Source organism: Psychrobacter nivimaris (assembly GCF_043419765.1).
Taxonomy (GTDB): Bacteria; Pseudomonadota; Gammaproteobacteria; order Pseudomonadales; family Moraxellaceae; genus Psychrobacter.
Window position 1 is genome coordinate 81,478 of record NZ_JBHOFX010000001.1, and the last position, 24,670, is coordinate 106,147.

Annotated in this window: 10 protein-coding genes; 7 read left to right on the forward strand and 3 right to left on the reverse strand. The window is 45.4% G+C overall.

The genetic code is table 11. The features are described from left to right. Window position 1 precedes the first annotated feature (1 nt). Window positions 2–640, reverse strand: coding sequence for a GDSL-type esterase/lipase family protein (locus ACHEVO_RS00295; RefSeq protein ID WP_394123473.1), 639 nt, complete (start codon window positions 638–640; stop codon window positions 2–4). Window positions 641–861: 221 nt separating this feature from the next. Here ACHEVO_RS00295 and ACHEVO_RS00300 point away from each other — a divergent pair, with 221 nt between their 5' ends. From ACHEVO_RS00300 to ACHEVO_RS00330, 7 genes are all read left to right on the forward strand, one after another. Next, on the forward strand, window positions 862–3,213 hold the full coding sequence (locus ACHEVO_RS00300; RefSeq protein WP_449301487.1) for a circularly permuted type 2 ATP-grasp protein: 2,352 nt from the start codon (window positions 862–864) through the stop codon (window positions 3,211–3,213). 86 nt (window positions 3,214–3,299) lie between these two features. Further along, window positions 3,300–4,085: a transglutaminase family protein gene (locus ACHEVO_RS00305; RefSeq protein ID WP_101205892.1), complete on the forward strand. Its 786-nt coding sequence runs from the start codon at window positions 3,300–3,302 to the stop codon at window positions 4,083–4,085. Between the two features lie 42 nt (window positions 4,086–4,127). Then, a complete protein-coding gene (locus tag ACHEVO_RS00310) occupies window positions 4,128–4,868 on the forward strand; it encodes a peptidase (RefSeq protein ID WP_057760236.1) in 741 nt (246 codons plus the stop codon). 608 nt (window positions 4,869–5,476) lie between these two features. Next, window positions 5,477–8,878, forward strand: coding sequence for a BRCT domain-containing protein (locus ACHEVO_RS00315; protein ID WP_394123474.1), 3,402 nt, complete (start codon window positions 5,477–5,479; stop codon window positions 8,876–8,878). Between the two features lie 69 nt (window positions 8,879–8,947). After that, window positions 8,948–16,645 (forward strand): HEAT repeat domain-containing protein, encoded by a 7,698-nt coding sequence (locus tag ACHEVO_RS00320; RefSeq protein ID WP_394123475.1) that lies wholly within the window; start codon window positions 8,948–8,950, stop codon window positions 16,643–16,645. Further along, window positions 16,642–18,906: a hypothetical protein gene (locus ACHEVO_RS00325; protein ID WP_394123476.1), complete on the forward strand. Its 2,265-nt coding sequence runs from the start codon at window positions 16,642–16,644 to the stop codon at window positions 18,904–18,906. The genes ACHEVO_RS00320 and ACHEVO_RS00325 overlap by 4 nt, the downstream gene beginning before the upstream one ends. Before the next feature lie 3 nt (window positions 18,907–18,909). After that, complete coding sequence (locus ACHEVO_RS00330) at window positions 18,910–20,349, forward strand: reverse transcriptase family protein (protein ID WP_394123477.1); 1,440 nt, start codon at window positions 18,910–18,912, stop codon at window positions 20,347–20,349. Between the two features lie 112 nt (window positions 20,350–20,461). Here the strand turns inward: ACHEVO_RS00330 and uvrA are convergent, their stop codons facing one another. Together uvrA and ACHEVO_RS00340 are read right to left on the reverse strand one after the other, a co-directional pair. Further along, on the reverse strand, window positions 20,462–23,029 hold the full coding sequence (gene uvrA / locus ACHEVO_RS00335; RefSeq protein WP_394123478.1) for an excinuclease ABC subunit UvrA: 2,568 nt from the start codon (window positions 23,027–23,029) through the stop codon (window positions 20,462–20,464). A gap of 251 nt (window positions 23,030–23,280) precedes the next feature. Continuing rightward, entirely contained in the window at window positions 23,281–24,525 is a 1,245-nt protein-coding gene (locus ACHEVO_RS00340; RefSeq protein WP_394123479.1) for a DUF819 family protein, read from the reverse strand. Between the last annotated feature and the right edge of the window lie 145 nt (window positions 24,526–24,670).

A 24,670-nucleotide genomic window follows, 5' to 3' on the forward strand; every position in this document is an offset into this window, starting at 1 on the left:
TTTAACGTACCCACCCTTCGTCTTTTAGATAATCATGCAACCCTTCAGCGAACTGTCTATAGCCTGCAGCATTGGCATGAATTTTATCAGATTTCAATGCATCATCTGACAGTACAGTGGACCAGCCATCAGAATATAGAGGTATGCCTTCAGCTTCCGCAATATCTTCATACAGTGGATTATCACTGGCCTTACCAAACAAAGCACTGGTACTGAGATGCGGCTCAGCGATTAGGACAACATCAATATTATTGGATTGTAAGGTATCGATAGTCGCGATGATATTGGCACGAGTGGTATCAGGCGCAATGCGCTGCAACACATCATTACCACCCACACCCAGTAAGACCAAATCTGGGTTTTGCTCAGTGATCTCATTCACTCGAGTAAGCACATCTTCAGACGTATCACCATTGACCCCTGCATTAATGACGTTCCATTTGCTTAGCTCTGCTAGCACCGTAGGATACGCTGTTTCATCATTTGCACCGTAACCATAGGTCAATGAGTCCCCAAGTGCAACCACAGTACTACCAGCGGGCAAGGCCGTCTGTGTCGGTTCGCTACCACAGCCAGTCACACTGATAGTCGCTGCCAACCCTATACTTGCCAGCATTAAGAACCCACCACGTAGCTTCACGTCTTCTCTCCTACTGTTTCTATTGAGTTAAACTTATTGGAATCAGGTTCAAGTTTTTAAAAATCTATTATTTAACTCTTGTTGTATGTTGCTCATTAACCGTTGTATAGTCCATACAGGAGATAGACTACCTGTTGGGCGCAGTACAAGTGCTACTCTACTTAGCATAGACAGTGTATTCATCATAAAGTATAACTTTACCAAGGATACGTGAGGTATTTATGAATAAAATAGCATCTCAAAGTCAGTCTAAGGATGGAAACCCAGACAAAGAAAAATCTGCAAATCAAAGCCAGAGTCAATCCATCAAAGTGCCCAATGATAATACTAAAAGTTCCGCGTCAACACCGACCGAAGATACCTTAAGAAAAGACACTTCAGAAAAACCTGAGCAAAAACCAAAAAGTTTCGATGAATTGCAGATAAGTAAGGGTAAGTATCGCCCAGTGGCACAAGCTGTTGGCCATTGGCTTGATAACATCAACATGGATGCCCTCAATTATCTAAACGAACAAGCAGAAAATATCTTTTACCGTAAAGGGGTCACCTTTACCGTCTATAGTGATGCCAAAAACATCGAGCGTATGATTCCGTTTGATATCATTCCACGCATTATTGCCGCGAGCGAATGGAAACATATAGAAGCAGGCTGTAAACAGCGTATCACTGCTCTCAATGCATTCTTACATGATATCTACCATGACCAAGCCATCATGAAGGCCGATATTGTCCCTGCCAGCTACGTCTATGCCAGTGGCTGCTATGAGCCATGGATGATGGGCATTGAGCTCGACAAGCCTATCTATTCGCACATCAGCGGTATTGATTTGATTCGAGACGAGACAGGTAAGTTTTGTGTGTTAGAGGATAACTTGCGTACCCCCTCAGGCGTCTCATATATGCTTGAGAGTCGCAATATATCAGAGACACTATTAGCTGATATATTTTCTGACACGCCTATTATGGGTATTAGTGATTATCCTAGCCGTCTCAAAGCCTGTCTTGCCAGCTCAACATCCAAGTATGATCCACAGGTCGTCATTCTAACGCCAGGTCGCTTTAATAGTGCCTATTATGAGCATGCCTTCTTAGCGCATGAGATGAATGTGCCACTCGTCCATGGTTATGATTTGGTCGTTGAGGATAGCAAAGTCTATATGCAAGGCATTCGCGGTAAGGTACAAGTCGATGTGATCTATCGCCGCATTGATGATCCATATATTGACCCGTTAGCCTTTAAATCTGACTCCATATTGGGTGTATCAGGGCTAATGAGTGCTTATCGCGCTGGTAACGTGGTGATCGTTAACGCCCCAGGTACGGGCGTGGCCGATGATAAGAGTTTATATCCTTTTGTACCAGATATGATTAAATTCTATTTAAATGAAGAGCCTATCCTACCTAATATTGAGACATACCAGTGCCGTAAGCCTGACGATCTCAAATATGTGCTCGACAATCTAGACAAGCTGGTAGTAAAAGAAACGCAGGGCTCAGGCGGCTACGGGATGCTTATTGGTCCGACGTCGACCAAAAAAGAAATCGAAGAATATCGCCTGCGTCTGCTTGAAAACCCAGCCGGCTTTATTGCCCAACCGACTATTTCATTATCTACCAATCCTACTGCCGTAAGCGATGGTATCGCACCGCGTCATATTGACTTGCGTCCCTTTATCCTTAGTCATGGTGATGGCACAGTAGATATTGTACCCGGTGGTCTGACACGAGTGGCCATGGTTGAAGGCTCTTTGGTCGTCAATTCGTCACAAGGCGGCGGTATCAAAGACACTTGGATTATTGATGACAGTGATTTAGACAGCCAGCAAACCGACAAGTGCTCGCCTTTATCATCAATAGGGGTCAATGCTTCAGGGCACGCGAACTACTATGATCGCGTCCAACCCTTAGAAACAGGTTACGAGAGTTTAGATGATGCGCCCATGATACTGCTACTCTCTACCGCCAGTCACTTAATATGGCTAGGCCGATATAGTGAGCGTCTGTATTACTACGACGATGTGATGAAACAACTTATCAAAGGCGATCTCAAAAAATCACAGATCAGACATCTAATTAGTCACTTAGGGTTTGCCGTTGATGGTGAAGTGTCACTGACCACCATGAAAGCACAAATGATGGCTGATTTGGAACAAAACATCATACCCAATATCGTGCAATCGATTGAGGACAATGTCCAAGAAGCCAAAGGTGTCATTGGCAAAGATACTGCTGAGTTATATAACTTGATTAAGCGTTTATCAAGTGCTGGCACGTATCGAGCGGCGACCTTGCAGCTCCACGCGTGTAACGCTGCGATGAAACAAGAAAATCCGACAGTGACTTGCTTCTGGCAATTAGGGCGTCACTTTGAGCAGCTTGAGCGTGCCGTCTTGTTGGGAGAGGATTCAACAGAGGTCAGTTTTGAATTCAGACACTGGATTAATGAATTGCCGGAGAATACGCGCTGGCGTGAGCTTATCCGCTTGACCAACCAGATGATCAGGTCAAAGAAATTTAGTGATTTTGCGCTGATTAGCAAGGAGTTCAATCTCATATTGCGTCAAGGTGTATAGAAGGTGTCTAGCCAAAAACCAATAACAACGGCTCATGAGACATATGGAATAAACAGAAAATAGAAAGATGCTATAAGGAAAATGCCATGAAACTTCAAATCAGTCACCAAACCAACTATTATTACGATGAGCTGGCACAGCGCAGTGTACAGTATATACGCATGACCCCCATGCAAATGCCGCATCAGACCATTCATAAATGGGATGTGATGCTCCCTAAAGTGGCGACCAACCAAAAGGACGGCTTTGGTAATGCATGGCTCACGCTCAGTCGTAATGAAGCACATAACAACTTACAAATGCAGGCGTCGGGTATCGTTGAAATCAACACCGAAACCGAACGTTTAGAGGATATGGATCATGTTCCCTACCTGCTATTTACCGTACAAACCCCGTTGACCAAATGCTCACAAGAGATGCGAGAATTTGCAGCGCCATATCTAAAAACGCCTACTCATGACAGCTTAAAGGCAATGGCAAATGCCCTTATTATGAAAATGCCTTTTGTCAAAGACGTCACGCATGTGGGCACGACCGCTGCTGAGGCGTTTGCGACAAGTGCAGGTGTGTGCCAAGACCATACGCATGTATTTTTAGGTATCTTGCGCGATCAACAGATTCCAGCGCGTTATGTGTCCGGTTATCTGTATGACGATACCGAAAATCACATGGCCAGTCACGCATGGGCTGAGGTTTGGCTGGATGGTTACTGGTATACTTTTGATATCTCAAATCAGGCATTTACCCCAAACTCACATGTGTATGTGGCTATTGGGCGAGACTATCTAGATACGGCGCCTGTTCGCGGCGTGCGTATGGGCGGCGGTTACGAAAATCTTTACAGTTTGGTATTAGTCAAAAAGCTATCATAGCGTTTGCTATTTTTTATTACGTTTATTCATCAAGGGTATTTTATGACTTATTGTGCTGCCATTCGTCTAAAAGACGGTATGGTCTTTGCCAGTGACACGCGCACGAATGCCGGTGTTGATCACATATCGACATTCAGAAAGTTGTATCAATATGGCGTTGAGGGCGAGCGCTTTATGGTGCTACAGACAGCTGGCAGCTTAGCCACATCGCAGGCAGTGTTCAATAAACTACAAAGCGACATTGACCAACGTGCTGAGAGTAACCTCAATACAGTAGCGACGCTGTTCGATGCGGCGCAAATGGTTGGCGAATGTATGCGTGAAAAGATGAATCATGCAAAAGCAGTCGCTAATTCTAGTCGCGATGGCGCCTTTACCAGCTCGTTTATGCTTGGTGGTCAAATCAAAGGACAACCACCTGAGCTATACCTGATTTATCCTGAAGGCAATTGCATCAAAGCCACTGAAGATACGCCCTTCTTTCAGTTAGGTGAAAGCAAATACGGAAAACCTATTTTGGATCGTTCTGTCAGCTATAACACGGATGTAAGACACGCGGCACGTGCGCTGATGCTGTCATTTGATTCCACGATTCACTCAAATCTATCAGTCGGTATGCCGATAGATTTTGTACTTTATGACAATGACAGCCTAGCTCTGCCCAACGGCCGACGTATTGATGAGCGTGACGAGTACTTTAATACGATTCGTCATCAATGGTCAGATGCGTTACGTCGCACGTTAGTTGAATTACCTAAATGTCCTGATGGTTATTGGGGATAAATAGTTCCGTATAAAATCATATTTTCTGCACTAAAAAGCCCTTTGTGATAGACAAAGGGCTTTTTTATTATTAACTAATAATCAGGCAATAAAAAACCGGAGTAGCGCTGAATAAACAGCCCTACTCCGGTTTTGCTTTAAAGACCTTGAATGCCATCATAATGATGTAGCACTCAATTGTTGTGTAATCTACCTCATGACCTGGTACATGGAAGACTCACTGGACTGCACCTAGATAAAGGCCCTAGTGCATTAGCTCAATCACGATTGCGTGATTGCGCCAGCGAGCTAATGACACTAGGGCCTTTATCTAGGTATTAGCAGGACTGAAACAGTCTTCCTTGGGTAAAATGTAATGGCTTGACTCGTGGACGACGCAACGTCGCCCCTCACCATAAACGGTGAAACGCTAAATCTCACAACTGGTTAAGTTTGCCTCATAACAGTTATTATTGTCAATATATAATTGCAAATAAAATTATGCGCGACGCTATATGTCGCAGCCCATATATTTCCTTACAAAAGTCCTTGATATTTTCTGTGAAACGCGCTTTTATGGTGCTACAAAATTACGCGCACTGACAAAATAAAAATTAAGGCAAATTTCTATGAGTCTGTCATTTTCACAAATTCAGCAAGCTTGGCAAGCCCAAGATCCAAGTTTAGTCGATAAATTATGTACATTGGCAACTCAAGCTGATGCGATTCCCGAGACGCCCATTCCTGAGCATGAGCTTACTTTTGATCGGTTTTTAGATAAGATATTTAGTCATCAGTTTCGGGAGCAACACCACGAAGTACAGTTTACAGAGCGCGTGGCAATGATTGCCAAACTGGAAGCAGACGAAGGCGTTTACCCCCTCCCAGATCGCTACAAAATCCACATAATACTGACCGCACTGTGGGAAGATGGCAGCGCGTATTCTAGAACTATTTTAAAACAAGCCATTACAGCTTTGCCAGTCAGCTACGGTGTGTGGAAAGGTTTAAAGCGTATTTATAAGCAAGCAGAATTTTCTCAAGATTATGAGATTTTTGGACAAATAGCTGCCAAGATTGATTTACAGCGTTTCAATCAAACCGCCAACTCTGCGGTCAGCCTAGCGACCAAAACCTATATAAGCCTTAGAGCATGGCGTTATTTGCGCCAGCTAGGACAGCAAATGCCAATTGGCTACATTGATGCCGCCGTTTCTGTACTCGCCAGCTATGACGAAACCATGACGGCAGGCAGCCTTGAACAAACGAACAGCTGGGTGCTCAATCATATTTGCTTCCACAACAGTCTTGATTATGGTGTCAATCGATTCAGCAGTCGCTCACCTCGCAAGCTCTTTGATGCCAAAGGTCGCGCGTTCTCTGAGTCATGGCAACGAGACCCTGAACCACTTATCCAGCTATTGGCTATCGCCAAAAATGAGGCTGTCAGACAGTTCGCAACCGATAGCCTAAAACACGACTTTAAGACCCAATTACGTGATGTGAGTGGTGCGACGCTACAATATTTATCTGCCGGACAAGCGCATAGCAAAGCACGTGATGAGATGATTGTTTGGCTATTAGAAAATTCACCGCATTTTGAAAAGTCTAAATTTCAAACATTGGGCTTGCATCAAGTGGTGCTACAACTACTCCATTCACACTATCCTGCCGCCTATCAGTATGCGATTGGCTATGCCAAAAGCTACGCTCAGGACTTATCACTCACTGAGCTAATGCTACTGGCCATGTCAGATTATGAGCCTGTTAGAGCATTTGCCATCAACAATATCTTGAGTCGTGATCCTGTTTCTGATATCGGTGTCAACGGTTGGGGGCAGCTATTAGACACAGAGCATCACTATCAAACCGCGAGCAAACAACTTAGCAAACACTTTACAAGGCGCGATTTGACCCCTGAGTGGTTTTTTGAAAGATTGACTAGCGGTAGAACACACAGCGTTAAATTTGCGATAAAAAAACTACCTGAGCTTTATAGCGCCAAAGAGCTAGGGACTGAATACTTTATTCGCATTGCCCAGCAGTTAGATATACCAGAAGTACACGACTTCTCTGCTAATAACGATAGCTACTGTATGGACTTTGCGTTGGATCAGCTCAGGCGTTTGGATTTGAGCCAAGTAAACGCTGCCGTGTGGCAAATACTGCTATTACATCCACTGTCGCAATCTACTATTACCGATTGGTTTGATGAAGATGTACTGTCAGCCGCGACGCTTGATATGAACTATTGGCATGCGCTTGCCTATGAGCCTGATTGGCAAGTGAGTGAATATGTTGAACAACTAAAATCTGCTGACACTCCTATTAAAAACTGGCAAAAGCACTTGGCCTTTGATGAGTACTTAGCAGAAAACGTGAGGAGTTGGCTATCTGATGTGCGTCGGTTTGCACCGATAGATTTAGGTTTCGACTGGCTTATGAATCTTGCGCATAGCGAACAAGCACTCTATCGTGAATTTGCGATTGATCGCATTAACAAAGGGTTTTTGCCTGCTGACTTTATCGCATATCTTGACAGTAATGAAGGCGACTCTACTGACAACGCTTCCAGTAATGGCACTGACGATAAAGACTCGAATAGCGATGCTACTACTGAAGTAGATTTAACTGGCCAACGCTATTTATTCACGGGCAAGATGCAAAGCATGACTCGTGGCGAGGCCGAAAAAGTTGTGAAAGCGGCTAATGGTGCCATCAGTGGTGCTGTTAATGGCAAGTTAGATTACTTAGTCATCGGTGATGATGGTTCACCGTTATACGGTAATGGCCGTAAAGGTAGCAAGCAAGTTAAAGCCGAGAGCTTAATCGCCGATGGTGCTGCCCTAAAGATTATTTCCGAAACTGCCTTTTTGCAGATGCTGAGTGGTCAATCGAGAGAGGTGTCTGAAGACGATACTTTTGCAGGTGCCAATGCACTGTGGCATATGGCAACAGATGACGCTACTGCACCTATCAGCGAGCTTGCGATCAGCTACCTCAGTCATCATCATGAACAGATCTGTATGGCACTGACAGACAGACCAGTCGATCCCGATGCGATTATCCCTTCTTCATTCTTTGATGCGGAGCGCGTCATTCCTTTACTGCAACACCGTAACAGCCAGCTGCGAGAATTTGGCTTATTACTGAGTGAGTATGAAATGGCGACGTGGCAACCAACGCCAGCCCTATGGCTGATGATGGCGGAATCTCCCTATACTGAGGTCACGCAACTGCTGAAGCGTGCGCTATTGGATATTCCATCCGTTACCAATCGACGTTACCACGTTCAGTCAGCACAATTGAATGCTGGCATGTTGAATGCTTTGATTGAAAGCAAAGCGCGAGTCGCTCGCCAAATCGGCATCACTCTACTACAGCGTCACGCCAACTTCCAAGATGTGCAGTCTTTATATCGATTGACCCAAAGCACAGACCGAGAAGTACGTTATGCTGCCGTGACCATGCTATGGAAACACTACAAGGCGCGTCACGTCTCTCCAAACTGGCAGCCAACCAGTAGCGATAGTAAAGATAAAGATGCTGCACGAGATAAAGGCAGCAGTACTCAACCACTCATAACAGAGCAGTCAGATAAACGTTTGGCAAGCTTGCCTGCAGAGGTCGATCAGCTACTAATGCTACTACGTCGTGGTCTATTCGAGTTACCACCTGGACGTCTAGGCGGTTCGCAAGAGCCCAATGCTGGTGACAGTAATAAGCATAAGCAACAACGTTATTCAGATAAAAACTCAGCATCATCACAGTCATATGAGGCAGCTGAGTCAGATAGCAATATCACGCTAAAACCCATATCTGCGAGTCGTGCCAAACTGGCATTGATTGAGACTTTTCGTGATGTGGCATTGGCCGATAGCACCTTTGCAGCGCTCATCATGCCCACACTGTTCACCTTTACACATTCGGCAGGCAAGATGGAGCGTCATGCGTGTTTGGTTGCCGTCACACGACTATTGCATCGCTATCCTGAACTATCTAAAAACCTGCAACCAGTGGCATCGGCTTAACGGCTTTGGCAGACATGGATAAATAAATACTTTAAAAAAATATGACGTCACCTCAACTGAGATAACACCATGAAAACAGTAACACTCCCCTATTGGGGTCAAATCATTGGCCTAGTCAGTAAGGCCAACAGCACCCAAGCGGCAACTCAAAAGACAACCAAGCAAGATGGGCGCAGTCTTTTTATTACTCGCCAGCAGCAAGCATCTGCTACGGTCTTATACGTCCTTGATCAACAAGGTGAGCAATTTAGCTTATCGACAACTGCGCTGCCTTGTGCGATGCAAGCCATCACCAAAATAGATGACAGCACTATTGTGATGATTGGTGATGATGGTCATCTTTACCAAACGGATTGGCAAGCAAAGAAAGTTAAGAAGACTAGTGCTACATCCTTGCTTGATGCACCTGAAGATAACAACAGTGCTATAGGCCGTGCCGTAGCAATGGCACCACTACAAGATGCATTGGCTATCTTATATCCGAAACACATCGTGGTATGGCCTTATCAGGACAGTCAAGCCAGCAGTACTGTCATCATTAAGCCTTATTCGTCTTCTATAGCAACATCAAGTAAAGAATCCGCATTAACAGCGCTAGCAACGTCAAGTGATGGCTCGTGGCTCGTGTTGGCAGATAAAACAGGAGATGTTAGTAGCTATCAATGGACCTCAGAGGAAGCCCAGCTTAATCTAAGTAGCCGCAAAAAGCTCCATCAAGGTAAAGTAAACGCGCTTTGTTTTGAGCCAGTCGGTCAGTACTTTTTCTCTGCAGGCGCAGATAAGTGCTTATACCGTACTCATGTCCAAGGCGATCTGCATCCTGTTGATAGAGCCAAGTCTAGCCAACACAGTGAAATGATCACGGCACTTTGTGTCTCAGACACTCGATTGTTCACTGCCGCCGATGATAAGAGCGTCAAATCATGGGCTTTTGATAAAGGTCAACCAAACAGCTGTAAAGAGGATCTAACCAAGTCTCGACAGATCGTCTTATCTTCTTACGCTGAACAACCAACGCTCATCGTAGTCAGTGCCGATCAAAGCTTACGTTTTATACCTATTGACCATACTCAAAGTACGTCACAGAATAGCACCTCACAAAATAGTACGGCAAAAAATAGCAAACTGCTGCCAGTCACTTATATCATCAAAGACGGCTATCAAAGAATCGGCCAATTACTGACAGATACGTCAAACAATAACGATGTGTCGTTTAAAGAAGGCTTGGCGCTGCTACAGGCACAAGCAGATAACCAAACGTTAGAACTGGTTAAAAAAATACTTGCTGATAGCGACACGCTCACGGCCAACCAAGCATTGCAATTGGTACAGTGGGTTGCTACTACTAATCTTGATAAAACTGCACAGGTTTTAGAGCAGCAACTAAGCTCGGCGCACAGTGCAAAAGTACGTCTTGCGGCTTTTCATGCCTTGGCCGATCGCGCAAGTACGGCGAAGCGCCCGCTACATTATCTAGAAGAAGCTTTTAAAAACCGTTACTACGAAGAAGTGGTGGCTTCTGCGTTACAAGGTTACCTAAAGGTTGCGATGAGGGATGCCACAAGCCAGCGCCGCATCTTACCTATTTTAAGAGAAGCGTTGTCACACAGTTTTGCGAATATTCGCAAGCAAGCATTGGCGTCCCTTGAGACACTATTGCCAGAAAACAGTCCTCAAGCAGATTTGATGGCATTAGACTGTAATCAGTCGGACATTGTCCAGTCAGGACTGATTCGTCTGTATCAGCGCGGCATGCTAAATCACCTTGAAGTCTCGCGTCAGTTGATGCTGCTACAGAATCATCGTAATACAGAGATTAGGCAAACGGCGTTTTACGTCTCATTGCTGTCTCAACCCAAGTTGATAGAGGCGTTAAAACAGCAAGGCGACATGCAAACATTGCGTACCCTGACTGATTTTGATGACTTTCGCTTACTACGCGGCACGCTACTAGATAACGCTAGTAGTACAGCGGCGAATAATAAGGTTAAACAATCCGATGAGGCGATCCGTTTAACCTTATCCACGCAAGATTTTATCTCGCAAGCAGATAGTACCCAAGCATCTAAGAGTAAGGCTAAAACGGCCAAATCCAAAAAGCCTGATACTGAATCTATAAATCTAAGCAATGACACGTTAGAGCCCTTATTACAGAGCTTAAGCAATAGTCACGAAGATATCAGTTTCCGCGCGGCTTATGCGCTGGCCTGTCTACAAGACAAACGAGCGTTTGGCACCCTGATTAGCCTAATGAGCCATGAAGACAGTGCCATCATCCGTGCTGGTGTGGCCACTGCGCTTGGTCATTTAAATATAGAAGACGCCAAAGCAGTCCTACCGACATTACTAGATGACAAGGACGCTGGCGTGCGCCAAGTGGCTATGCAAGCCTATGGCAAATTGGCAGACAATGCATTGTCGTGGGCAGCGACGGGTTTTGCTTCTAAGCATCAAGATATTCATGAGCAGTCTTTAGCACTGTTTTTAAAGCATGTTGCACCAGATAGCTCAAATAGTGGTGACAAAAGCACTCAGATGTCGTCAGAGATGACAGACATACTGCTACAGGCATTGAATAATCCTTTTACCAGTATTCGATTAGAAGTGGTTAAAGTTCTATTAAACCGCCAATTTAAGCAGTCATCTGACACTATTTCTAAAAACGTTTCTGACAGTGCCATCGTCGACATCATTGAGCTGTTGCAGCAAAGCCTCTTTGAAGACGTGCACCAAGTTGCGATAGAAGAATGGCAACGACTATTGCTGTCGATGAACTCGAAACATAAAACGAATAAAGCCAATAACACTGAAGAAACGAATCACCAAAAGACCAATCAAGCTGTCTTAACCTTGTTTTTTGCAGATACGTTTGCCGCTATCCGTCAGCAAGCCTTTGACATCGCACTCAAACAAAACAGGCATTTAGGGTTTGCTGACGTAATGCTGAACGCGCTTGCCAGCCCTTATGCGGATACTAAGCAACTGGCCCTTACGACAGTGCAAGCCAGAGCCAATACGACTCAGCTGACACAACTGATGCCAGCTCTAGTGGCTATGTTCGCTGATGACAGTATTGAGCTGCGTAAGCAAGCCTTGGCGGTGGCTTTGGCACTAACAGACTTACAGCCTACTGTTTTAGCGGATCACAGTAGCCTAGATGATAGTAGCACCGATGATCAACCGAATTATCACGAAGCATTGATTACCGCAGCCTTAAACAGCCCTTATCCTGATATCCAGCTGACAGTCGCTCAACTACTGGCCAGTCAATCTCGCTTATATGCTGACGAAGAACAGGCACAGCGAAGTGATGAACAAGCGTATCAAGTCTTTAAACACTATTTAGAACTGCCTATGCCCTCTCAAGGTAAGAAAAGTGATAGCTATACTCAGTGGCACAATCATGTAAGCCAAGCACTGTCTGGTTTGTCTAAGCTGGCATACCCATCAAAGCATAATGCGCTAGGTTGGTATGCTAAATATCTACACCACCCTGATGCTGATTTTAAACCTCTTGCACCAAAGATTACGCAGATAGTTTCTTTTGAGGATATTGATCTACTGGTGAAATGGCAGAAAGATGAGCGCGCCCTTATCAGTCAATCAGCCAGTTTGTGTTTGGCTATTTTGGGTGATGCTCGCGGGCAGTACTTCCTTACTCATGATATGGGAGACGAAACAGACAATCTGAGTACGCTTGTTGCACCGATGACGCCTACTCATTGGCTTCAAGCGCAGCATGGTTTAGGTATTACACATGCCCGTCAACTACAGCCTTTGTTTGAGTCAGAGTCTTATACAGTAGCAGCCAGACTGTTATTGATATTTAATGATTTACAGAATGGCTTGCAAAATAGCCTGCAAGCTCCTGAAACGACCGCTACTAGCACTGGTCGACCTAACCGACTGATAGAAGCATTAAGCTTTGCTGATAATGACACGGCAGTAGTCTACGCCAACATACTCGCTCGTTACCCGAATGACGTACAACAACGCAATAACCAGCAAGCACTATCGTCAACGTGGCAGTACCTAAGTGATTACTTGTCACGTCAATTAGGCAGTATTTTATCTTCTCACTCTGAAGTCATTACGATGACGATAGATGCCATGCCAAACACGGCAGATAAAGGTGGTGTTAAAGGACAATCGCATAATACGGCCTCTATCCGAGCAAGTACTCTGACAACCGTCAGTACCGAAAACTTACAACAGCTCGCCAACCTCAGTCGCCATCAGCAGCCATTGGTACGCGCCCAAACTATCGATGTTGTCTGCAACTTATCTGAATTACTCGCCCATGACTACTATGACGATGAGGACGATGTGTTTGAGACATTACAAAAATGGCAACGCAGTTTGCAGGCATTGTTAAGTGCTCACCCTGTATCAGCCTCTATTCAGGATGTTTCAAACGACGATGCGCAAACAGTAGGTAGCTCTTCTACTGATAAGCAAGACAGTTCCGAGTTGCATTATCCATACCAATCTCTTGCTTTTGGCGCTTGGATTGGCGTCATACGCGCAGGCGATGATTATTATGCTAATAGCAGCACTACAGACCAAGCCATTCGAGGGCTAATGTGGCTTGCTACTCAATCATCGCAGCTTAACACCAATAACAACACTAATAACAATGAGGACTGGCGAGATAGTACCAGTCGCGTGTTGTTGCCACTACTGAATCACAGTAGTTTTGACACTCGTGAGTTGGCTTGGTCATGCTTGTATAAGCTAAACATGCCTGCCAAAAAGCTGGCTGACTATGCCATGAGCACGCCCTACCGTGATATGGTCAAACGCGGCTTGGATCTATTGCTAGATACCGCAAATAACGATGCCGTACAGCAGCAAAGCAAACCATCGGATACAGCGACTGTCAGTAGTAGCGCTGATCAACAACTCATTGATTTGTTAAAAACCAATAATCACACCTTAGCAGAAGAGACCTATCAGCTGTTAAAAGGCCGACTAGGCCATCTGCCTGCTAGCTTACTTGGGCTACAGACCTATTGTCAGTCGCTACTGCCTCAGATCGTTGCTGAATGGAAACAAGTCATTGTCACGCCCTTTGCAAACAGTCAATCGCCGTCAGTGCAGCGCCAAGACAAACTGACGTTTTTGATGCACGCTGTGAAGAGTGATGATTGGAATGCAAAATATCAAGCACTGAGTCAATTGGTTGAGTTTCATGACGTACTCTTTGCGGACAGCACGCTATTTGATGACTTGTTTGATTTTGCTGAAGACGCTCAGTCCAGTAATGAGAGATATCGTAGCTGGCAGTTGCTTGTCGATGCACTCACGTCGTACCAATTCATTAATAAGAACACTTTAAGTGTTCGTTTAGAGAGCAGCTTTGATATTGCGAATGTTGAACAGGTCGCCAATGAAGCGCACTTACGATTATTAGCCTTACTTGATGATCCACATATCAACAAACCCAAACAAGTTATCTACTCAGATATCGCTGACCTGCGTAACACGCATCTGGTCGCACCATTACTACAGCGTTTAGAGAACCTGTTTGAGCACACGCCGCAAAAGCATAAAGAGGAGCGTAAATATTTATTTGATACCTTAGTAAAAATCAGCGGCTACGATCAAAACATTGATGACTACCTAGATGAGCGTGAAGACACGCGTTGGTTACAACGTCAGCACCCTAGAGACTCGCAAGTCTTGCTATCACTGTTTACTACGCTTATGAGTCATAGTGATTATGCACTTGCCGCGCTGCTATTGCCGTCACTTGCATGGGTGCAATCGGATGACAGTGATTTATCCTCGCGCATTGATACTGCTTTAGCGCTAGCCTACGAGCAGATGCCAGCTAAACATACTTTTAAATTAGTCGAGACACTGGCATATCGGGCCAAAAGGCGGCAAGGCAGCATTGCTTCATTACAAAATGCTCTACGCAATAAAGACGCCGATGTGCAATTTGCCGCGGCTGAAGGACTCGCTAAATGCGGTCATGCTGATGGGGTCAATATCTTGATGGCCACTATCGATTATAACCCTGATGCTGAGTTCCGCAGCTGCAGTGTGTTAGCCATTGGCGAGCTACTAGGCAGCAATAACAATCAAAATGCTGACTCGCCTAATGCTAGCTCGCCTGCGGACAACGCTGATAAAAACTTACAGGTTCATACCTTATACAAAGCCTATGATAAGTTAATCAAACTGGCCGAGGACGACGAGCACTACTTACAAGACGTGGCCAGTGAAGCCTTAGGTCGCCTTGCACAAGGTGGTGACTTTGAGCATAGTCCGCATATTTTTGAGCTATTAAAATCGCACTTGTCAGACCCCGCAGTCCATTTCACCAATCCCGCCATTGTCCATTGGTTAAATGGACTGCGCTGGCTCAACACAACGCCTGCTTGGGAACAAATCCGCAGCTATATCCGCACTCATATCGATAAAGCCATATTTTTCCGTCCACAAAGGCATGCGGTATGGCTACTACAGATGAATGATAGCGATGCCAATCAAGCATTAATGTTAGATATCTTAAAGGCGAGCAACTTAGACTGTGCTGTGCTTATGGCGGCTTACACGGCGGCACAGAAAACTTGGGGCAGTCTCGCATCGCAGGTTTACCCTTATGATTGGGCAGCCATTCAAAGCCATAACAATGACTTTGTAGAAGAGACGGAGCGCTTGAGTCTAAAGCGTATCATTGATAATAGCAGCATCGATGAGCTGGCAGCATTTATCACCCAGCATGGCGCGCACTTGCCAGCTGACACCTTGATGGCACTGCAAAATGCCATTATGGCCAAGCAAGAAATGCCAACATCACAGCTTACCGCGTTGATTACCAGTAACAACACACTGACACAGCATATTGGACTGTGCTATCTGACCCAATATCCGACCAACTATATTGATAAAGAGATGGTTGCGACGTTGCAGCAGCATTTTGACACTGCAAGCGAGCAATGGCATACACTTATCGACACCATCAGCCGCAGTCCAACTACTATCAGCAATAGTCAGTGGATTAGCATGGTTGAGCAAGTGGGTGGTACCATCAGACAACTGGTTTGGCTAATCATGCGTCATATAGCCATTACAACTGCCAAAGGAACTGTCGATAAAGCAGCTACTAAGCAAATCGCGGCAATGCTTGATTGGCTCAATGATGCTCGTCAACCATTGACCATCACCTCTATTCCACTGCTCTCTACGACTGTTAGCGGTTGGTGTCAGCAAGCGCTGTTAGGACTACTGGCCAGACCAGTCGCTGACGATAAGGTGCTATCAAGTATCTTGCCAACGTTGAGCGTTGTCTCGACAGCAACTCAATCGCAGCTCACTTATGACAACCAAGCCTTGCTAGGAACTGTGATTGCTCGTATTGAACAAAGCGGTACATCTACCCAAAAATCCATAATAACGGTAGTAAAGAATGCGCTAAAACATAAGAGCTCGTCTACCGAGATACCAATCAATCAACAGCTGCTACAGTGGATCAGAGCAAAAGACGCTGATGCACTCTATCATTGTGCGAGTAATGACAACGTAGAGATAACGGTTCGTATCCGTGCTATCGAAGCGCTTGGACAGCTACATGATCCAAATATCGAACAATGGCTGACGACGCTCATGGCACATGAAAACTCAGACATTCAGAAGCTTGCTTATAAAGTACTACGCCGCTGGCAACGTGCCATGATACGAGCACAGCAAAAGCGTCTGTTGGCATATAGTCAGGACAGCAGTCAAAAAAGCAATCAGGGTGAAGGAGACAGTCAATGACTATAGACAATCAATTAGACCAAGCATCAGAAACAGAGTCAGAAGTAGTAGCAAACACTGATGGCCTGATGATGCAGTTGGACTACGCCGCACCTAGCCAGATTAGTCAAGTTAACGAATCGTCAGATTCATTGTCGGAGGCGCAAACGACCGAACACACTCAGCATGTGGCTCTATTTGCTCAGCTGAATCGATCGGAGGTTAACTTCCACGGTAAGGTCAAATCTCCCCTTGTCTTTCGTGACAGTTTGCTAGCCTTATTTGATGTGGTGAGTAGTGATTATCGCTATGTGCCAAAAGACCGCTCAGCGTACACGGTATTTATGCAGATGCGCCGTGCCAGCAGCAATAAAAACCTATTTACTGCGCAGCGTGATTATTTCACGTGGTTGTTCGACAATGACCCACTGGCTTTTTGTATTTTGGACCCGATTATTCAGGTGCATGAGCAAGGTGTTAGCTTTGAGGTATTTAGCCGTGATGAAGGCTGCTATGCTCAATTGACATTAACCAATGAGATTTTTGAGCAAAGTGCCGAAGCTACCCTTGGTACCACAAGTATTGATTATAGTGCGGCGTTGTTTAACGGTATTGAGAAAATTCGCGACCATCAGCAAACAATGTTAGACATTGGTCATGAAGCGGTCGGCTTACAATTACTCGAAACCATGCCAGAGGCCGCTGAAGCAGATACTGATAGTACAGTGGCCACGCCCACCGTAAAAAAACAGATCATAGAAAAGCGCATTAATGTGCCTCAAAGCTGGATCAGAGCACTGTTACAAGTACAGTCTGCAGGTCAATTACCACAAGACACCATTCATCTTGATCCAATTGCACTGTATAACGTATTGTTTGAGCTGCGCATGCATGCTGATATCAAAGGCAAACGCCGAGGATTGTTGATTGAGCTTAGACCTCAGCAGCTACCAGTGATTATATTAGAGCCTTTTGACATCACTGTTACTAGCCAAGTCAGCCAACAGCAAAAGCCCTATCAAGGTCAACAAGCGAAGCTGATTCGCTTATGGGGTCGCCGTCGTCTCAGCCTATTAAAACGTCTGTTGCCACATACTGACAGCGTTTCAGTATCGCTACTGGGTCAAGGCATGCCAAGCTACTGGACACTAAAAGGCAAAGGCTTTCATTTCACCTTTGCTATGACAGGCTTTAGCCAAGCTAATTGGTCACAGTCATTAAACTTTGACTTACTGTTACCCAGGCGCCCATTGCGTAATACATTAGCTGCCAGTGAAGGCTTATCAGACAGTAGTAAAGCAACTTTAAATGACAGCAATAATGATAGTAACGCTGAGCATAATGGTTTGTCTGTATTAATTAAAACACTGGAAAATACCCCCAGCAATCTAGAAGACTTGGTAAAGTCGCTATCAGCAGATGCTTCATTAACGTCTGTGCCTGTTTCTCACTCACAAGTACAGCAGTGGTTACTGTCAGGTACTCAGCAAGGCTTAATTCGCTATGAGATGGCGACGCAGCTGTATCACTACAGACCTTTGAGCCAAGTGCCGCTTGATATGGCACAGTTCGCTTATCACAATGAGGCAGAAAAGCAGGCTTTTGATTTGATGAGCCGTACGGATGCCGTGCAGAAATTCTCTGTTGAGACTGTTGCCGTCAAAGGTATTACCATTCGTGCAGATATTCATGTCGAAGAAGACAGACGTACTTATCACAGCCAGCTGCAATTAGGCGATGAAGGGCTAGTCACTAAGGCGGAATGTAGCTGTCCGCAGTACTTGCAGCACCGACTCACACAAGGCGTGTGCGCGCATCTTATTGCGCTACGACTTAGATATAATCAATACGACCCAAATAACACGGGCAATGACAGTTGGCATGACACTCGTGTCTTGAGTAAACGCGTACCGAGTAAGCGCTTTAATCAGCCTAAGAATAAACAAGAAAGCGTACAAGTAGCAGCCTATAGCTCGTTAATGACATTACCTTCTGCAACGACACTTGATTTGACGGCCTTAGCTCAACCAGTTGCCCAGTCACATGCAACTGCAACTGCAAGTGCAAGTGATAAGACACAAGCGTTAACCACACAAGAGACCGCTATTGCTTATGTTTACATCACCATTGCCCATAAGAAGATCACTATTGAACAAACAATAGGTGACAAGGATACGCGCCAGCAGCTGGTGTTCAATCAGCCTGCTCAAGCCAAAGCCGCATTTTTACAACATATTGCCAGATTTGAAGCCAAAGGCTTTATCGAAAACCAAGGGATGTAATGTATGACCACACACACAGCCAACAATAACGATTACATCAGCCCTGATCCAGCACCCACTCCTTTTGAGCGACAGTGGCAGCAACTATGGCAAGATATTGAGCTGGCGGGCGGACGTTACCAATACGTACAGCAGCAGCTAGTCAGTCAAGGCTTTATGGTCGATCGTCAACCTGTCGATAACATGAGCCCAAAAGAACGGGATCGCTATAAGAAAGCCTTAAAAAAGGAAGCATCTGAAGAAAAAAATCTCAAAAAGGCTGCTTGGCAAGCATACAAAGTGCACCACATAGTTTATCTTGGTCGTCATGTATATTGGACGGACGATACCAGTACTGATAAGTGGGATGTAAAAGACGCGGCCAATCGGCTAATTGAAAACAAACTGCCGCTGCTGCGTAAACATAATGAGCTAGCAGAAGCAGTTAACCTTACCATTCCGCAGTTAAAAGGATTGTGCTATCAAAGAGAGGTCTCCACCAATCTGTCTTATTCGCATTTTACTATTGCCAAACGCAATGGCACAGCGCGTCAAATATGGTCACCTATACCACGTTTGAAGTTTGTACAACGTTGGATTTTGCACAATATTTTGAATAACTTAACGACGCATGGTGCCGCGCATGGCTTTGTACGCGGCAAATCTATCGTGACCAATGCAGCCGTACATAGCAATAGTGAGCTCCTTATTAAGCTAGATGTCAAAGATTTCTTTCCTAGCGTGAGCTGGCGCCGTGTCAAAGGGGTCTTTCGTCATGCTGGCTACCCAGAGCAAATTGCCACATTATTGGCATTATTGTGTACGGAGTCGCCCCGACAAGTGGTGCAGCAAGATGGCGTTACCTACTATGTGGCATTAGGCGATAGAGCCTTGCCACAAGGTGCGCCTACCAGTCCTGCATTAACGAACATCGTTTGCTTAAATCTGGATCGACGCTTGACAGGATTGGCAGAACAATTGGGCCTACGTTATAGCCGTTATGCCGATGACCTGACCTTTAGTGTGCCTGCTATTGGGGACGAAAAACCCAAATCGAAGGCTAAAACAACGATTAAATCCACAACCAGCACCGCAAAAAAACAAGCCGATACGCAGCACAACAAGCTGATCGGGCAACTGCTCGGCTCAGTCCATAAGATATTACGTGAAGAAGGTTTTGCATTAAATAATGATAAAACGCGCGTGATTCGTAAAGGCAATCAGCAACAAGTGACAGGCATGGTGGTCAATGGACAAGGCGTACCTAGGGTATCTCGTCAAATCAAAAAAATGTTACGAGCAGCTGTCCATAACCTAGAGTCAGGCGGTACATTACGCGCCGATGAGACTTTAAATACGTTGTCAGGATATGCCGCTTGGATAGCCTCGGCAGAGCCAGAGCTAGGACACAGTTATCTAGCTAGAATCGAGCGTTTACAAGTGCAGCAAGAGACACCTGCATAGATATTTATTTATATTTACAAAAAATGAGTATTAGAAATGGAATTTTTCTAATACTCATACTTATCTCAGTAACATGTACGGATGTAAAGACACTGATATAAATATAGTACCATTACACCAATAAAAACGGTGCAGTACGGCTGTCTTTTGACTGAGCAACGTCATATGGCGTACCTTGAGCAACAATCATTCCGCCCGCATCTCCAGCCTCTGGCCCGATATCTATAATCCAGTCGCTGTTGCTAGCCACTTGCATATCGTGTTCAACCATGATGACGGTATTGCCCGCATCGACGAGACCATTTAACTGTGTCATTAGCATGGACACATCAGCAGGGTGTAGACCTGTGGTTGGCTCATCTAAGATGTATAGCGTGTCGCCTCGTTGCACACGCTGCAGCTCAGTGGCAAGCTTAATCCGCTGCGCTTCGCCGCCTGATAACTCGGTAGCAGGCTGACCCAGACGTAAGTAGCCAAGTCCAACTTGTAGTAACGCCTCTAATGCACGTAAAATGGGTGCCTCATCAGCAAAAAACTCATGAGCCGCTTCAACTGTTAAGTTCAAGACTTCGGCGATGTTTTTATCTCGATAAGTGATTGCCAGCGTATCCTCATCATAACGTTGACCATGACAAACCTGACAAGGCGCATAGACGCTTGGTAGGAATAACAGCTCAACACTGACAAACCCTAAACCTTCGCAATTTGGGCAGCGGCCTTTTGTGGTGTTAAAGGAGAACCTGCCAGCATCATAGCCTTGCGCTTTTGCTTGCTTGGTCGCTGCAAACAGCTTGCGTACATCGTCAAACAAACCAGTATAGGTTGCCAAGTTAGAGCGCGGTGTACGACCAATTGCTTTTTGATTTATATTAATGAGACGACGGACGTGCTCCATGCCAGCGACGATTTCACCGCCGGTTACTGATTCAAGCTCTTGCTCAAGTAAGTCCGCCTCACCGACAGGCGCTTCTGTAACTGTCTTCTGCCCCAACGCTTCATTGATAAGCTCTACCAACGCTTGGCTGACAAGGCTTGATTTGCCTGAGCCCGAGACCCCTGTGACACTGGTCATCACCCCAAGCGGAAAATCAACGTCTAATCCTGTGATGTTATTTCGCTCAATGTTGGCAAGCTTGAGCCAGGCTGCTGGCTGCCTTGTGCTAGATTTTGACTGTGCGTTAGACGTAGCATTGGCAAATAGATATTGACCAGTATGCGACTGCGTAACTTCACGAAGTCCATCTACAGGGCCACTATAGACAATCTCGCCACCATGCGTGCCTGCCTTTGGCCCGACATCGACTATCCAATCAGCATGTCTGATGACACTAACATCATGCTCAACAACAAACACTGTATTCCCAGCTGCGATTAGCTCATCCAATGCCCCTAGCAATGCTTGAGTATCAGCAGGATGCAGACCAGCCGATGGCTCATCAAGGACATACACCACGCCAAATAGCTGCGAGCGAATTTGAGTGGCTAATCGCAACCGCTGTAGCTCACCAGGAGAGAGTGTCGGTGTGGTACGCTCAAGTGAGAGATATCCTAACCCTAACCTTGTCAGCGCTTCAACACGAGAGAGAATATCACTGGCGATACGCTGGGCAACGATGGCTTTTTCGCGGTTTGGTGTGTTATCGGCTACCTTGGTACGAGCGGTTTTTTCCAGTTTTTGTGCCATTTCCGTCAGTGTTAGCTGTGATATTTCACCGATATCGAGTCCTGCAAACTTAACCGATAGCGATTCTTTTTTTAGTTTTTTGCCATGACATTCTGGGCACTCAGATATCTGCATAAACTGTGAAACGCGTTTTTTGGTACGCGGGCTCTGAGTGGTAGCAAAAGAGTGCAAAATGAAGTTTTTGGCACTGGTAAAAGTACCCATATAGTTTGGCTTTTCGCCTTTTTCGATCGCATCACGCGTTTGCTCAATGTTGTATTCAGGATAGACAGGTACTGTTGGTGTATCATCTGTAAACAAAATCCAATCACGCGTCTTTTTTGGCAATGTATGCCATGGTTTATCGATATCATAGCCTAATGTAGTCAATATACGACTGAGGTTTTGACCTTGCCACGCTGGTGGCCACGCTGCAATCGCACGCTCACGGATGGTCTTGGTATTGTCTGGCACCAGCAACTCTTCAGTGACCTCAAATACGCGGCCGATACCTGAACAAGTCGGGCAAGCACCATCTGGCGTATTGGGAGAGAATGCATCGGCGTATAGAATCTCTAGATCGGCAGGATATTCTCCTGCTCGTGAGTACAGCATGCGCAGGCCATTGGATATCGTCGTCACGCTACCCACAGACGAGCGCACTGAAGGCGTACCTCGCTTCTGCTGTAAGGCGACGGCTGGTGGCAGACCCTCTATGGAATCAACGTCTGGCTCATCGACCTGATCAATGAGTCGTCTAGCATAAGGCGATACAGAATCAAGATAACGGCGTTGTGACTCGGCAAACAACGTACCAAATGCTAATGACGACTTCCCTGAGCCGGAGATACCGGTGAAGACCACTAGTGCATTGCGAGGCAAATCAACATCAACGTTCTTTAAGTTATGTACACGCGCGCCTCTGACCTGAATATTGTCTTGATCAGGGTTATAAAGGGCATTTCTCACTGTGCTTGTTTTACTTGTTTTTTCTTCTAATTTTTTTGAGTTCGCCATAACGTTATTGTTCCTATCGAATCGTTGTTTATTCCTAACGGGCCTATTTTTCTTTACTTAATTAGTTGTCTTTATTTAATTAGCAGAAAGGTTAACACGTACTCATGCGTGGCCATGGCTAGGCTTACGTATCAATAGCATAGATAGACAAAACGATAACTCAAGTAACCCATTCATTAATAATAAAAAACCCGCATCAACGCGGGTTGTGTTTAGCAAAAGATGCTATTAGAAGAGTGATAACTTAGACATTAAGTCACAACCAAGCGCATCAATTGGGTGCTAATATAACCACCAAATGTCCCTACTGCGTAACCTAAAATACCTAAAAACACTCCTACTGGTGCTAGCGATGGATGAAATGCCGTAGCGACAATCGGTGCTGACGATGCACCGCCAGTATTGGCATTAGAACCAACTGCCAAAAAGAAAAATGGCGCACGAATGAGTCTGGCGACAGCAAAAATAATCACGACGTGAATACTCATCCATAACAGACCGATTAGCAATAGTCGCCACTGTGAGACGATACCTGCCAGATTGATTTGCATACCGATCGCGGCGATTAATACAAAGATAAATACCGTGCCGATTTTTGATGCGCCAACATGATCTAACCTACGTATCTTAGTAAACGAAAATATAACGCCTATTACCGTAATAATTACCACCATCCAAAAGAACGAGCTGGCAAAGCTATACTGAACAGCCCAACTATAAGGGGCAAAGAACTCTGCAATCTGGCCACCGACAAAGTGCGCCACTCCGACCATTGCAAAGCATAAGCCAAACATCACCATCAAATCATTGATGGTTGCTGGGCGAGCATGATCACGCTCATAGCTCTCGACTGCTTTGACCACTTTATCAATACTACTAGTATCAGCGCGCAAAAAGCGGTCTATCTTATCGCTATGTTTTGCCATGACCAAAATAGCTAGCAGCCACAGTGAGGCATTGGTGGTATCGACCAAAATCATCATACCAAATAGATCATCACTGACTCCAAACAGCTCCTTCATCGCTGCTTGGTTGGCCGCGCCGCCTATCCAACTACCTGCTACAGCAGAAAACCCACGCCATAAAGTATCATCGGTAAACATCGCAGGCGATATCCACTTAGCGACTCCCAAACTGATCGGGCCACTGATGACGATAGCGATACTGGCAGCAAAAAACATCGCAATCGCTTTCCAGCCTAAGCCCAATATTTTGGGCACATCCATGGACAAGGTCATTAATAGCAAACTTGCTGGCAGTAAGTAAGTGGCAGTAAAACCATAAATCTGCGAACCAATACCATCGGCAAACACGCCTAAGCTATTTAGAGTGGCTGGTATAAAGCAGCAAAGCACAATACCAGGCAATACGGCATAAAATCGACGCCAAAATTTACCCGGTAAGCCTTGGGTATAAAAAACCAGACCAATAATGGCCATGATGATGCCAAAGGCTAATGGCAAATTATCAATTGCTAAGTTTGAGGTGGCAGGCATCAAGGCGCTCCAAGAGTTACAACGGGCAAAAGTAAATCAGTATAGACAAGGCAAAAAACTCCTGCAAGCAGCCATCGACTATTAGCTAGGATTTGCCGAGTAGTATTTGACGGAATAAATAGCAAGGTAACGGTTAGGCAAGTAA